This is a genomic window from Vibrio sp. Y176, assembly GCF_033438945.1.
Genome location: NZ_JAWOQS010000002.1, coordinates 1 through 14,366 on the forward strand (window position 1 = coordinate 1; position 14,366 = coordinate 14,366).

11 protein-coding genes and 1 tRNA gene are annotated in these 14,366 nt (G+C 43.7%); 6 read left to right on the plus strand and 6 right to left on the minus strand.

Annotated elements, in window-relative coordinates; genetic code table 11:
* From R7O13_RS04320 to R7O13_RS04330, 3 genes are all read right to left on the minus strand, one after another.
* Window positions 1-74 (minus strand) — tRNA-Cys (locus R7O13_RS04320).
* Window positions 75-279: 205 nt separating this feature from the next.
* Window positions 280-1,734 carry an ATPase RavA stimulator ViaA gene (gene viaA, locus R7O13_RS04325; protein ID WP_318303105.1) on the minus strand — a complete coding sequence of 485 codons (1,455 nt, stop codon included), beginning with the start codon at window positions 1,732-1,734 and terminating at the stop codon, window positions 280-282.
* Window positions 1,735-1,743: 9 nt separating this feature from the next.
* A complete protein-coding gene (locus R7O13_RS04330) occupies window positions 1,744-3,405 on the minus strand; it encodes an ATPase RavA domain-containing protein (RefSeq protein WP_213903764.1) in 1,662 nt (553 codons plus the stop codon).
* A gap of 269 nt (window positions 3,406-3,674) precedes the next feature.
* On the opposite strand from R7O13_RS04330, the gene R7O13_RS04335 reads away from it, so the two are divergent.
* The 5 genes from R7O13_RS04335 (at window position 3,675) to R7O13_RS04355 (ending at window position 8,467) form a co-directional block, all read left to right on the plus strand.
* Complete coding sequence (locus tag R7O13_RS04335) at window positions 3,675-4,190, plus strand: NUDIX hydrolase (RefSeq protein WP_017820203.1); 516 nt, start codon at window positions 3,675-3,677, stop codon at window positions 4,188-4,190.
* A gap of 22 nt (window positions 4,191-4,212) precedes the next feature.
* Window positions 4,213-5,217: a low-specificity L-threonine aldolase gene (ltaE, locus tag R7O13_RS04340; RefSeq protein ID WP_318303107.1), complete on the plus strand. Its 1,005-nt coding sequence runs from the start codon at window positions 4,213-4,215 to the stop codon at window positions 5,215-5,217.
* 78 nt (window positions 5,218-5,295) lie between these two features.
* Window positions 5,296-5,616 carry a c-type cytochrome gene (locus R7O13_RS04345; protein ID WP_054701389.1) on the plus strand — a complete coding sequence of 107 codons (321 nt, stop codon included), beginning with the start codon at window positions 5,296-5,298 and terminating at the stop codon, window positions 5,614-5,616.
* A gap of 212 nt (window positions 5,617-5,828) precedes the next feature.
* Entirely contained in the window at window positions 5,829-7,361 is a 1,533-nt protein-coding gene (yfcC, locus tag R7O13_RS04350) for a putative basic amino acid antiporter YfcC (protein WP_005387492.1), read from the plus strand.
* A gap of 110 nt (window positions 7,362-7,471) precedes the next feature.
* A complete protein-coding gene (locus tag R7O13_RS04355) occupies window positions 7,472-8,467 on the plus strand; it encodes a succinylglutamate desuccinylase/aspartoacylase family protein (RefSeq protein ID WP_318303109.1) in 996 nt (331 codons plus the stop codon).
* Between the two features lie 207 nt (window positions 8,468-8,674).
* On the opposite strand, the gene R7O13_RS04360 is transcribed toward R7O13_RS04355, so the two are convergent.
* Window positions 8,675-9,208 (minus strand): lipocalin family protein, encoded by a 534-nt coding sequence (locus R7O13_RS04360; protein WP_017820207.1) that lies wholly within the window; start codon window positions 9,206-9,208, stop codon window positions 8,675-8,677.
* A gap of 304 nt (window positions 9,209-9,512) precedes the next feature.
* Between R7O13_RS04360 and R7O13_RS04365 the strand changes: the two genes are divergently transcribed.
* Window positions 9,513-9,893 (plus strand): cystatin domain-containing protein, encoded by a 381-nt coding sequence (locus R7O13_RS04365; protein ID WP_170893256.1) that lies wholly within the window; start codon window positions 9,513-9,515, stop codon window positions 9,891-9,893.
* A gap of 59 nt (window positions 9,894-9,952) precedes the next feature.
* Here R7O13_RS04365 and R7O13_RS04370 read toward each other — a convergent pair whose 3' ends face one another.
* Both R7O13_RS04370 and R7O13_RS04375 read right to left on the minus strand, forming a co-directional pair.
* A complete protein-coding gene (locus tag R7O13_RS04370; RefSeq protein ID WP_318303111.1) occupies window positions 9,953-13,009 on the minus strand; it encodes an SMC family ATPase in 3,057 nt (1,018 codons plus the stop codon).
* A gap of 9 nt (window positions 13,010-13,018) precedes the next feature.
* Entirely contained in the window at window positions 13,019-14,152 is a 1,134-nt protein-coding gene (locus tag R7O13_RS04375) for an exonuclease SbcCD subunit D (protein ID WP_213968363.1), read from the minus strand.
* Window positions 14,153-14,366: the final 214 nt, after the last annotated feature.

Consider the following 14,366-nt stretch of genomic DNA (forward strand, 5'->3'; position numbering starts at 1 on the left):
TGGAGGCGCCTCCCGGAGTCGAACCGAGGTCCACGGATTTGCAATCCGCTGCATAGCCACTCTGCCAAGGCGCCTTTTTTATTACGCTTCAGGGCTCTACCCCGTTGCGTTGGTGGCTACTTTACGGATTGAGAGAAGATAGTCAAACAAAAATATTTCATTTTCTGTTCGTTTGATTTCTTTTAAGTCAATTCGACCAAAGTTCGATCTTATTGGCTTAAAACGAAGCAATATAAATCTCGCTTTCAGTTCGTTTTGTCCCATGAAACATTAAGGCGTTTAATAGTTGCTGACCCTTTTTAGCAATCTTCCCACAACATTAGGGTGATAAGACCAAGTGTGATCAAACATCGACATTAATGCAGGGTTTCCGTATTTCGATAAGCTAATCGCGTGAAAACGGTTTTTCTTCGCTTTGAGCGCATCCACTTTGGCCAGTAACTCGTCTTGTTGTTTTGGCGCGATAAAGTCGGAAATGACTACCATGTCTGCGTTTTTATATTTATCACCGCTCATCAAGTCGATAGATTTAATCAAAGTTGGCTCTAAGTCTGTACCACCATGGAAGCTATAAGTTAGAAAGTCCGCCGCCTCGCGCAGACCATCTTGTTTGGTTAGTTCGTAGATAATGTGTTCCGTAGAAAAAATAATGACATAGCAATCACGTTGCTCCGCTAGTGCGATTTGCATCAGAGCATAAGCCATGGCTTTGGCGCATTGCTCAGGAAAGCCACTCATGGAACCGGACGCGTCCACACAAACAATGAAGGGGCCTTTTTCGATATTTACCGCTTTATGGTCAGGTCGGTGAGCTTTAACTTTACGTAACGTGCGCGATTTGCCTTGTGTACGATAGTTCATGAGCCTTTTATCAACTAAGTGTTTATAGAATACAACTTCAAGTTCAGGATACGCCAAAAACATCGTTTCGTTGGGAAGTAGCTTATTTAGATCATCGCTTTCGTGAATACCAACAATATCATCCGTCGCCTCATCACTTTTCTCTTCGACCAATTGAAGTTCTTCAGTGGGCGCACGATTTAGTTCAGGATCATTTACTTGCCCCGCCATACGACCGAGTTGCTCCGCAATTTCTTGCAAGCCTTGGTGCTTCTTCAGAAACTCAGCATGGCGTTTCATCACCGTTAAGTCTGTTTTACTCAACTTGGCAGATGCCATATCCCACAGGCGCCCTACACTTTCAGCGTCACCCGACTCCGTGACTTTATCCATATTACGCATGGTTTCCATACGTTGATACAGGTCATTCAGCACCTTTTCTTTATTGGCTTCAAGCTCGCTTACTTGCGCTTGTTTTATAGCATCGGTGAGGCTTTGGTACCATTGATCACAAAAGTAATGAGGGAACATAGGGTTATTCATCCCTTTGTTCTTTTCCATCATTCGGCGAGCTTGCATGTAAAACGCAGAGTGCCATTCCAGCTTTTTAATCACATCTTCGATGTTTTCAAAAAACGCCTCTTCATCCCAGTGAATAACCTCTTGATATAAAGACAGCTCTTGTTGGAAACGCTCTGTCTCACATACCTTGGTGATCCGTTTTTTGACGCTGCCTCGCCACTTTAACAAGTGACCTTTGACCGAAGATTTAACACCTCGGTTTTCTGCCATCATCATGACTTGTGAACGCGCCATCAAATCATTAACTGCGCTATCGATGATGCCGGAGTCGGCCACCATCAGCGCGAGGTTAAGTCCGTCTGCACCTAGCATGTCGTCTCCTTATGAGAAAAACTGATGTAAGTTTTTAAAGCGTTGGATAACTTTTTCACTTTCTGCTTGGATTGATTCAAGTCTCTGACTGACCTGTTGCAGACTCGACTCCATTAGGCGGGGTAATTCAGGATCAACAAAGCTATGCGGAAGCGCATCATGAAAGTTCGCTTTCACCTTACGCATATGGTGTTCTGCCTCACTAAGCTGATTTACGGCTTTTTCGCTCTGCGTTAACCACTTTTGGTAAAGCTCTACATCCAAGCCCTCTTGAGTCACTAGACTAACCAGAATGCCTCGGTTCGCGATATCACGGATAACTAGGTTGTTCGCCGCGTCAACGTCAAATCGTAAACGGCACATGTTGGTGTTTTGATTGACGTAACCATACACATCACCGCTTCCCTCTTTAATGACTCGATCTAACTCATCTTTGGGTACATAAACCCAGCGGCTATCACCTTTTTCTGATTCTGAAACCGACATGTTGCTTTGCAAGACAACCAATTTAACTAAGTTAACGGCTGCGCCAACTTTGTACATCTTGGCTTTAGAGGTATCAAAGCGCATGGTTTCTTTACGCAAAATACCCGTTGCCGCTTCAGACGTTAACGTCATGCGGTAGGCATCTTCAAGTTCATGTTGAACATCAACCAAAGACTCACGGCAGTACTCAATTTCCTGCTCCGCGTCTTGTTGATCAAATGCATGTTTTAAGGCGAACTCTTGAACCACTTCACGTACCACATCTCGCGATTCAGGACTGTTCCATAAACAATCTTGCAACAGTAGAAGGTCAAGCGGATTTATTTCATCGCGACCATTAAAAAACGCGCTCGCTTTTAACAACTTCACGGCTTTCTTCCAGCGGCGGTCAGAGACATACATATCGGTATTGACCACATCACCAAACTGAGCTTCAACTTTGCTTTCTAACATCGTTTTAAGCTGGAAAAGCTTTTCGAATGCATTGTCGGTTAGCGTCAATTTGTCGAGCTGTTGTTGCCATTGATGATATTCTTCATCAGTTATCGCTAGGCCTTCTGGTACTTGTGCCTCTTGCGATGTGCCCACAGTCAACATCGACTTAAAGTTTTGTTTATTCTGAATTCGATTCACAAACACACGTACCAACATGCGGTCGTAGAGCGCATCCAATCCACTATCTTCATCGGGTAATTCATTGGAAGCCGATACCAACAAGCGCATTGGCACACGCTCGATATCGCTGCCATTTTTGAATGTTTTCTCATTAACCACTGTCAGCAATGTATTAAGAATTGCAGGGCCCGCCTTCCAGATTTCATCCAAAAATACGACTTGTGCAGTTGGCAAATACCCTTTAGTTAAGCGAACATAACGGCCGTTGTCTTTTAGCTCTTGGATACTCAGTGGCCCAAACACCTCTTCAGGGGTTGAGAAGCGCGTCATCAGGTATTCGAAGTAACTGCTGTTATCGAACGCTTGGATGAGTCGTTTGGCAATTAAGCTTTTTGCAATACCAGGGGGGCCTAAAAGAAAAACACTTTCACCAGCAAGTGCAGCAAGAAGGCAGAGCTTGATCGTATGTTCACGCTCATAAACGCCATCCGTTAACGCTTTCGCCAATTTATTGATGCGTTCTGAGAGAAGCGCTTTTTCGGCATTTGAGGCAAATAAGGTTTGTGTCATACGTTCTCCGGCTACTGAAGTGGTATTGCGTTAACATTTTTATACACTTGTTATAACTTTGTTACAAATGTATTTTGTCGAATTCCCCTTATAGCAGATGCTTTTCCCCATCTTGACGAAGCAATCAAAGTTTCCATTTATGAGACATTGCTCACTTAAAGTGCAAACGCTTTCGTCGTGTTGCAGTATTTTTTGCTTTTGTTTCCCACCATTTGTGGTTAATGTCGAAAAACGTCAAAAATGCGGTAACAGCTAGGGTTCATAACTGCATGAGCAAGATAATTCATAAATGGAAGCAAATTTCTCTGATTGAAGAAGACGTTATGCTTCCTACAGGACAGGCAATTACGCACACCACAATCCATCATCCGGGCGCTGCAGTGATTCTCCCTATTACAGCGGAGGGTGAGATTGTCCTTGTCCACCAATTTCGGCCTTCACTTAATAAATGGCTATTGGAACTTCCTGCTGGTACCAGGGAAGGCAACGAAGAGCCACTCTGCTGCGCCAAAAGAGAGTTAGAGGAAGAAACTGGGTTTAGTGCAGAGAAATTCACGTCTCTCGGCCAAGTCACCCCTCTTGCCGGATTTTGTGATGAGATACAGTATCTATTTGTTGCCGAAAAGCTCAACAAAACAAACCGTTACGAGTGCGATGAAGACGAAGTGATTGAGGTCGTCACCTTGTCAATCAAGCAACTCGAAGAAAAGATTGTCGATGGCACGATCACCGATGCCAAAACGATCGCCTGCTTAAGCAAAGCGCGCCTTTGCGGATATATTTAGGACTTTGACCAAGGAGACATTCATGGATTTTCGATCAGATACCGTTACACAGCCCACCCAAGCCATGCGAGAAGCCATGTTTAAGGCCCCCGTTGGGGATGATGTTTATGGTGATGACCCTACGGTCAATGAGCTTGAAAAATTTGCTGCGCAGCTTGCTGGTTTCGAAGCAGCTTTGTTTACCACTTCAGGCACTCAAGCCAATCTGCTCGGTTTAATGGCGCATTGCGAGCGGGGAGATGAATATCTATGTGGGCAACAAGCACATAACTACAAATACGAAGCTGGTGGCGCGGCGGTTTTGGGATCAATTCAACCTCAACCAGTCGAAAATAACCCAGATGGCACGCTACCATTTGATAAACTGGCTGCTGCGATTAAACCAGATGATTGTCACTTTGCTCGCACTAAGCTTCTCAGCTTAGAAAACACAATTAATGGTAAAGTACTGCCTCTGTCTTACTTAGCAGAAGCACGTAACTTCGTGAATAAACATAACTTGCAGATGCATCTAGATGGCGCTCGCGTTTTTAACGCAGCCGTTGCACTTGATGTTCCGGTAAAAGAGATCGGTCAGTACTTTGATTCAATGACGATCTGTCTGTCGAAAGGTCTGGCTGCCCCTGTTGGCTCGCTACTGCTTGGTAGCAAAGACTACATCGCAAAAGCACGTCGCTTAAGAAAGATGGTCGGCGGTGGTATGCGTCAAGCGGGTATTCTTGCCGCAGCAGGCAAACTTGCCCTTACCGAACAAGTGGAACAGCTAAAACAAGATCACATCAACGCAAAAACCTTAGCGGAAGGTTTAGCAGAACTGCCTGGTTTTTCAGTCAACCCTGAATTTGTTCAAACGAACATCGTGTTCGCGAAGCTTGATCCTCAAGTGGACATAGTAAGTATCGCTGCGAAACTAAAGGAACAAAACATCACGATAACCCCTGGAAATCCAATTCGTTTTGTAACTCATAAAGATATTTCAGCGAAAGACATCGACACTTTCTTATCAAGTATAAAATCTCTACTTTAATTTGATTTTGATCATTGAGCTTCCCCTAAGGGGAAGCTTTATTGTATCGGCATGATTTTTAGCGAATAGATAACCTCCATGCTCAGATTTGTACTTTTAATCTCTTTTATTTTCTCTTCCGCTATCTATGCCGAACCGTTTGGTGATGCTGATAAAGGTAAAATCAAATCACCTAGCTGTGTCTATTGCCACGGTGTTACAGGCATCGCAACGAACAACACCTATCCAAGCCTTGCTGGTCAAAATGCTCAGTACCTTTACAATGCAATGAAATCTTACCAAGCCGGTGAGCGTAAAGGGCCACTTGCAGAAATGATGGCAGCACAGTTAAAAATGTTAAATGATGGAGACCTTCGTGATGTCGCTGCTTTTTATGCAGAACAGACAGAAATCAAGTGATTAGATCACCTGCAGATGTACTATGAAAGCTCGTGAATCATCCAAACTCAACGCATATTGAAACATTAACCCAACATTTGACCGCAAAACAATCAAATTAACTTCACTTCAAATATTTGATGAATTTATAGTTCAACACAAGCATTAATATTGACTTTTTATTCTATTTTATCGATATTTCATGCTTTATTGAATTTAACGTGAAGTAAGTTATGTCTCACACACATGCGCAACCAGCAGACTCGGTTGCTACCCCCAAGTCGTGGCAGATGCCAGATACCCTCATTTTGATCTTCATTGTTGGTATTCTTGCTGCAATTCTTACCTACTTAATTCCTGCTGGTCATTTTGATAGCCAACAGGTGACCTACATGGTCGACGGTGCAGAAAAAACTCGCACAGTTATCGATCCTTCTTCTTTCTCTTATGCAACCGACGAAAACGGTGAATTGGTTTACAACAAGGTTGGCCTGTTTGCTTCTGGTGGTGGCATTGGTCTAATGAACTTCCCTTTCGAAGGGCTAGTTTCTGGCTCTAAATGGGGCAGCGCAATCGGCGTGATTATGTTCATGTTGGTTATCGGCGGTGCTTTCGGCGTTGTAATGCGCACAGGCACAATCGATAACGGTATCCTGCGCCTTATCGATAAGACCAAAGGTAACGAAGCTCTATTCATTCCAGTGCTATTTTTGCTGTTCTCGCTAGGCGGTGCGGTATTTGGTATGGGTGAAGAAGCCGTAGCGTTTGCGATTATTATCGCGCCGCTTATGGTTCGCCTTGGTTATGATGGTATCACTACGGTAATGGTTACCTATGTTGCGACTCAAATTGGCTTCGCTACTTCTTGGATGAACCCTTTTTCCGTCGCTATTGCGCAAGGCATTGCGGGTGTACCTGTTTTATCCGGCATGACAGTACGCATGGGGTTATGGGCTGGCTTTACGTTAATCGGTATCGCTTTCACAATGATCTACGCCGCTCGTGTGAAGTCAAATCCTAAACTTTCTTACAGCCATCGCACAGACCAGTATTTCCGTCAGCAAGAGCTTGGCAATCAAGATTCTCGTTGGAACCTAGGTGACACACTCGTTATCCTTACGGTTATTGCGACCACGGTGTGGGTCGTTTGGGGCGTAGTCGCTAACGCATGGTACATCCCAGAAATCGCGTCTCAATTTTTCACTATGGGCTTTGTTGTCGCGATCATCGGTACGATTTTCCGCCTGAACGGTATGACGCTAAACTGCGCAGCTGATGCATTTAAAGAAGGTGCAGCTATTATGCTTGCACCTGCCCTATTAGTGGGTTGTGCAAAAGGGGTATTGTTGATCCTTGGTGGTGGTACAACTGATGAAGCGAGTGTACTGAATTCAATTCTAAACAGTGCTGGCGGCGTGATTAGCGGGCTTCCTGACGTGGCTGCGGCATGGTTAATGTATGTATTCCAATCTATCTTCAACTTCTTCGTCACTTCGGGCTCTGGACAAGCCGCACTAACGATGCCTCTACTGGCCCCTCTGGCAGACATTGCAGGAGTTACGCGCCAAGTGGCAGTTTTGTCATTCCAACTTGGCGATGGCTTTACTAACGTTATCGTCCCTACTTCGGCATCTCTCATGGCAACGCTTGGTGTCTGCCGTATCGACTGGGGTGACTGGGCAAAATTCTGCTGGCGATTTATTCTATTACTCTTTACCCTATCAAGTATCGTCGTTATCGCAGCTCATATTATGGGTTTTGCGTAAAACGAAACCAATTGGTAATTAAGGCGAGACATGTTCTCGCCTTATTAATATTCATCGTATGACGACGCTAAGGTTTTAGATTAGCTTATGGTTTTGGAGTGGTAACTTTAATGGCAACACAATTTCTCGATGACATGATTCAGGGTCATCAAGTGATTCAATCTCTCAATGTAGCAGACCTAAATTCGGGCGAGCATAAGTTTTGGTTTCGCATCGCAACGAATGCTCTCTCTCAGTGGCAACACCTACCTGTGCTAGTGTTCAAAGGTGAAAAACCTGGCAAGAAGATCATGATTACCGCAGGGGTTCATGGTGATGAGTACAATGGTGTGTTAGCAGCGCAGAAAACTGCTCGAGAGCTCATCGGCACTGAAGTCGCTGGTACTGTCACTATTGTTCCAACCATTAACATGCCAGGTATACTAAACCACAGCCGCGATTTCTATTCCGCAGACCCTGACGCGTCTCCTGCAAACTTAAACCGCTTTTTTCCTGGTGACCAAAACGGCAATGAGGCCCAACGTTACTTATATGCATTGTGGAATGATTTGCTCAAGCCAAATGCTGATTTAGCCATTGACCTTCACACTCAAACCAGTGGTGCGGCCTATCCACTTTACGTGTTTGCAGATTTCCGAATCGAGCAATCATTAGAAATGGCTCGTCTCATTAATCCTGATGCGATTTTAAATGATCCTGGAGATGCTGGCGTCCTTGAAACGGTCTGGAATAACCATGGTGTCCCAAGCATTACAGTTGAAGTAGGTATGGGGCGATACACCGAGCAAGAGCTCATCAGTCGAACTGTAACAGGCATTTTTAATGTGCTGAAAAAGCATAGCATTGTTGAAGGTGATATGGACCCTATTACGTCATGCTTGGAAGGAAACGAAATCGTCAGTGTGAAAGCGACACACGGCGGCTTTGTACTGCCTCATGTCAGTTTGATGAATTTTGTCGAGCAAGGCCAACTTCTTGCGATTCAATACGACAGCTTTGGCGCTGAGATTAAACGCTACACCGCCCCAACAAACGGCACAGTACTTAGCCACAATGTTGAATCTATTCGAGCACCAGGTTCCCTGATCGTTCGTTTGATTAAGTAAACCATAACCGTTTGTTGATAGAGCAACCTTTCGACGCTCACTCAAATTTATATAAGCCCCATCACGAGTAATCACAAATGATGGGGCTATATCCATTTTGACCACATCAAGTTACGCGGTAACAAATTACTGTTAAGCGAAATGACAAACTGAGCTCTTAATTAGGAAGCTTCCCCTCTGTCCGCTTTTTCAGCCACGCTGATGAACTTAAAGCTGCCGTTGTTTCTCTTGTTCAACAAAAATGAGCTCGTCGATAGCGAAACCTTTCTCTTTAGCTACGTACTTAAAGCGCTCCACTACTTTCTCATCAACGTTAGGCGTTCTAGACAATAGCCACAAATAGTCGTGGTTGTAACCGGAAACAAACGCATAGTCATAGTTTTCACCTAGCTCAAAAACAATGTAAGAAGAGTATATTGGCCCAAAAAAGGAAACCTTTAAGTGTCCAACCGTTTTATCTTCAACAAAATAAGCTTTGCCTTCAGCTTCTGACCACTGTCGCTCTTCTTCGGAATATCCACGGTTTATCACCTTAACCCCACCATCCTCGCGAACCTGATACTCAGCGGTAACGTTGGATAAGCCTCGCTCAAACGAATGGTCTAGGCGTGCAATCTCATACCACTTACCTAGATATGGCTCTAAATCGAAATTATTCACAGGTTCCACCCCATCCGGCTTCGAGGTACAACCAAATAAAGTTGCAAGTGACAAAAGTAAAAATATTTTTATCGATTTCATACAACACCTAAATTTTAATTAGTGATTGATTTTACTCTAGAAGATAACAAATCGATCACTAAGCCGCACCATCACCTTCATAGGTACACATCACAATTCTTCATCAATAGCGCGCTGAACACCGAAACCTCGTCATCTCAGCAAATCGTTAACAAGATTGCTCTATTTTTGACTTACAAGCTGACCGTGCTTGTACATTTTGTCAGCATTTAACCCTATGCATATAGAAACTTTGCACAACATAGACATTCGTAGGCATATCACCCTCCTATAATACGTTGCGTTATAGACAGAGGTTATTGTTATGAAATTAAAAACAGTGTCAGTTTGTGCACTTTTGGTGTTACTTGCAGGTTGTCAGCAGGAAAAGCCGAGCGAAACGACACAATTAACGACCTCGGCAGATGTATGTAATGCACAAGGAAACATGCCAGGTGGGTGGAATGAGTTTAACGCGACCCCTGATGCACAAAAGGCAATGGCCTTTGTTTTAAAGAAAATGGACACAATAGCGTCGTTTAAACAAATACTGAATGTTCACGCGCAAATCGTTAGCGGCGTCAACTATGCTATTGAGTTTGAATTGGATGATGGCTCTGTTTGGAACACGATTGTTTATCGCAACCTCGATGGCGAATATGCGATTACCCAATCGCCAAAAGAAGGCTACTTTTGCGAACAGTAGCGACTTAGTCAGAAAGCCCCTAACAATAGGGGCTTTTTGATCTAACAGTAGTCACTGAATTAGACAGCGAAGCGACATTGAGATTTAATCGACACCGTTGAACCAAGTCTTGATGGTTCAACATCAATCCTCTGCGCCATTTGTTCTTTCAACTCAGAAACGTGAGAAATAACACCGATCATGCGCCCAGTCTGTTGCAGGTCCACTAGCGTTTGAATAGCAAGATCTAAAGACTCTGGGTCTAAACTACCGAAGCCCTCATCAATAAATAAAGTGTCTAAACGGATACCGCCACTATAGGATTGCACAACATCCGACAAACCAAGTGCCAGAGCAAGCGCTGCCATAAATGATTCACCGCCGGAAAGTGTCGCAACATCACGCGTTTTTCCTGTGTAGCCATCTTCAACCATTAAATCTAAGCCGCGACCCGCAGCGCCTTTGAAGCCCTCTGTTTTTCGAGCAAGAATATAGCGCCCTTTACTCATAAGGCTTAAGCGTTGGGAGGCCTGAATCAGCACATCATCCAACAGTACACCAAGAACAAAGCGATGTAGGCTAACCCTGCTGCCTGTTTTACCGCTAGCAACGTCGTACAACGTACCAAAGACTTTGTATTCTTCTTCTAACTTACTATTTTTCTCATGCAACACGGCAATATCTTTACGAACCTTTTCAAGACGTTCAAATATTGAGCGTGTGGTATCAAGTTGATTCCTTACTTCAATATATTGCGCCTGCAGAGTGGTTAACCTGTCGTTAAACGACTCTAAATTAGGCTTTTCAAGATCTTTCAATACATGATTTAAATCATGTAGTGTTTGCTCAAGCTTGGTTTGTGCCTGTTTGAAGCTGTCTATTTCTTGCTGCCAGGCTTGAAGCTCATCGTCTCCCACTCGACTACTTAGATAATGGCTTTCATCCTCAAATTTACTCGCCTGTAGTGCCTCATTCCACGCTAATTCTGCTTGGCTAAGTTTTTGCTCTGACTCAGATAACCACTGCTTGTTCGTCGCTAAGTGACTTTCCGCATTTGATTTCTCCAATATCGCTTGCTGCAAAGCGGTTTGCGCCTTTTCTAAGCCTGTGTTCAAACTCAGAATTTGCTCTTTTGTCAGCAAAATTTCACGTTCAAGCAAGTCAGCGGAACTGTATTTTGGGTCAATAGAAGCTTGTAATTGAGCCAATTGTTCTTGGTTCGCTTCAACGGTTGATTCATTTGCCGCCATTTTATTCTGCAGCTCATGAATTTTATTTTCACCCACGACGCAGCGTTGATTAAGCTGTTCAACGTTCTTTTCTAGCTTTTCAATATCAATAGCTTGTAGACGTAGGAGTTGAGCATTGATCGCTTGCAAATCATTTTGAACCGTCGAGATCTCAGATGTAGCATACTCACCCAACTCCTCTTTCAACTGGTTACACTGATTCTGATACTGACTAATGACAACGTTATGTTGTTCTAGCTGATTGCTTAGTTGGTTCAACAAGGTTTGAGCTTCTCGCTCTTTCGCTCTAGCCGCCTGAACTTGCTCTTTTGTAACGGCTTCTTCAACAAACGTTGCGGGGTTAGGATGCGTTTCGCTACCACACACCGGGCATGCTTCACCTGCTTTTAGTCGCTGCGCTAATACTGCCGCTTGAGAGTTGTGCCACTTAAGCTCTATCGTATCAGCGGCTTGTTGACGCTGCATATAGCGCTGACTGGCTTCGTGTAGTGACTGCTGCTTGCCTACAGTTAGCGCATTGAGTTTAGAGAGCTCTAAAGTAAGATCATGCAGCTTTTGTAGATCCTGTAACAGCCGTTGTTTTTGTTTTATTTCCGCATCGATGCTGCCAATAAGCGCAACATCAACTCGTGCTTTCTCTAGCTCCTTCTGTCCCTGCTGGGCCTGTAACGTTAACTTATCTTTTAGTTCTATGTACTGTTTTAACGTTGCTTCAAATTGTTGTTTTTGTTGATAACCCGCCGTTATTTTACTTTCCAAATTGTCTTTCTCGACCAACTTGTTTTTCATACTTTCAAGCTGATACTGCAGTTGCGTTAACTGCGGGACCTTTGCCGCTGCCTCTTTTGCACTTTGCTGCAAGTTTTCTTGTTCTCTCGCAACGACATTAGCTTTTTCGAGACTCTCTTTCAAAGCTACGATTTTTTGCCTAAGCTCTTGCGTTTGAGCTTTTGCATTTTGTAATGAGATGTAGGGCAACTCTATCTTATTGGCATTTTTAGCGTTTTCTAATTGCTGTTGACGAGCTTTTATCGAATCAGAGTGTTCTAGATGCAGCTTGAGTGCGCTTTCTGCTTGCTCTCGTTTCGAAAACTCTCCATTCAAGGTTTCCGCTTTTTGCAATTCAGATTTAGCAGTATTGAGCTTATCTAACGCTGCTTGCTCATTCTTTTTATCAGACTCTAATTGCTTAGTTACTTGTTCCAGTTGTTGTAATAGTTCTTGTTCAGAACTCGCTTCTGCAACTTGTAAAGCACCTCGAATTTGATTATCAAATTCGCCTTTCGCTTTACTAATTGCACTCGCTTTATCTTTGAGCGCGTACTCAATTTTTTTATATATGTCAGTTTGAAAGAGCTGGCCAAAAATTTCTTCACGCTCTTTAGAGCTAGCAAGCAACAGTTCTCGGAATTTTCCTTGAGGCAACACCATAACTTGACGAAATTGAGTTTCATTCAAGCCAATAATATTGCTAACTTCAGTTTTAACCTGAGTCGTCTTGCTGGTGATAAGCGTTTCAGTCTCACCGAGTTCATAAAGAGCCGCAGTGTGCTTTTTAATCGTCATCCCTTCACCACGGGCCTTGGGCGCTTCCTGCTCAGGGGATCGAACAACTCGGTATTGTTTGCCGTGTAACGAAAATTCGAGAACTACTTCGGTTGGTAAGTCTTGCGCGGATAAGTCACACCGCATCTGAATACCTTGTCGCTCATTACCTGTGGTTTCACCATAAAGGGCGAAGCAAATGGCATCTAAGATCGACGTTTTACCGGAACCTGTAGGACCATTAATCAAAAATAGAGGGTTACTGCCAAGCTTCTCAAAATGAATGATTTCAGTTTTTGCAAACGGACCAAAGGCTTGCATGGTTAGTTTAATTGGTTTCATCTTTGGTCCCTATTGCTGTGATAATTGCTTAATAATGTCAGTAACAGCTTGCTCTTGCTCTTTAGACAACTGGCTATCTTGCGCCTCAATAAAAAAATCTCGGAACATATCAATTTCGCTTCGCGCCAACTTTGCTTGCGCCATTTCCTGCTCTACCCCAATTAACATGCCAGGTTTCTCAAGGTGTAAAACGTTTGGATACACTGAACGAAGTTTTTCCATTGGGTTTAAAATCGCATGTTTATCCATCAAACGAACTAACAAATAATCTTCATTCTTGGGGTCTGTTTTCCCTTGCTCAATAACTTTATCCAGCTCGCCCTCTACAATACGCATTTCATGAGGAGCCGTAAGATCAATATGCTTTGCAGAAACGAATCCTTTCTTGTCCAGTTCAACTAACGTGAAACCTTTTCTCTGGTTCTGTTCACCAAAGCTATACTTCATGAGAGAGCCAGAGTAACGGATATGCTCTGAGCCTTTCTTTTGAGGCTGATGCAAATGACCAAGTGCGACGTAGTCAAAATCTAAGAAGTGTTCATGACTCACGCGATCAGAACCACCAATAGATAATGGTCGTTCAGAGTCTGACTCGATAGCCCCATCAACAAAACAGTGACTCACGAGCACGCGCTTTTGCTTAGAGATAAAGCGCTCTTTAATTTGCTCAACAAGCAATTGATGAGCCTCATCATGAGTGGATACCGAGGCTTTGTAGGCAAACCTGACCTGTTCAGGGTCGTTATAAGGCATACCATAAAACGCGACCTCGTCCGCAGAGTCCGTTTTTATGATGATGGGAGTGAGCATCTCTTCAAAGTTGCTAACAATATGGAGACCTGCATTTTTCATTTGCTCTGAGCCGAAACCTAGCCTTTCTGCACCATCATGGTTGCCAGATATCAATATCATTGGTGTTTCTAACTCGGTACAAATGCGTTTCACGACTCGATTTAACAGTTCTATTGCAACCGTTGGTGGCACCGAACGGTCATAAATATCTCCCGCCACTACAACCGCATCGACGGGGTTGCGTTCAATATAGTTAATCAGTTGTTCGAGTACTGCTTGTTGATCTTCGAGTAGTGATACGTTGTGGAATTGTCGACCAAGATGCCAATCTGAGGTGTGGATAAACTTCATTCGAATTCACTTTCCGCCAATTCTATGAGTAGGCTTGCTTCTGTCAGAGTCCATGTACCGTTTATAAAAAGGAATGCGTCACGGGTGGGATCTCGAACAAGCCAAAACTCAAGTTATTTTATATCGGTAAGGATATCTTGAGTCGAACAGCTTTTCATGTGGTTTGTGTTCTATGGCTTGCTATTTAATCAGAAAGCGAGAAGAACACTGTAAA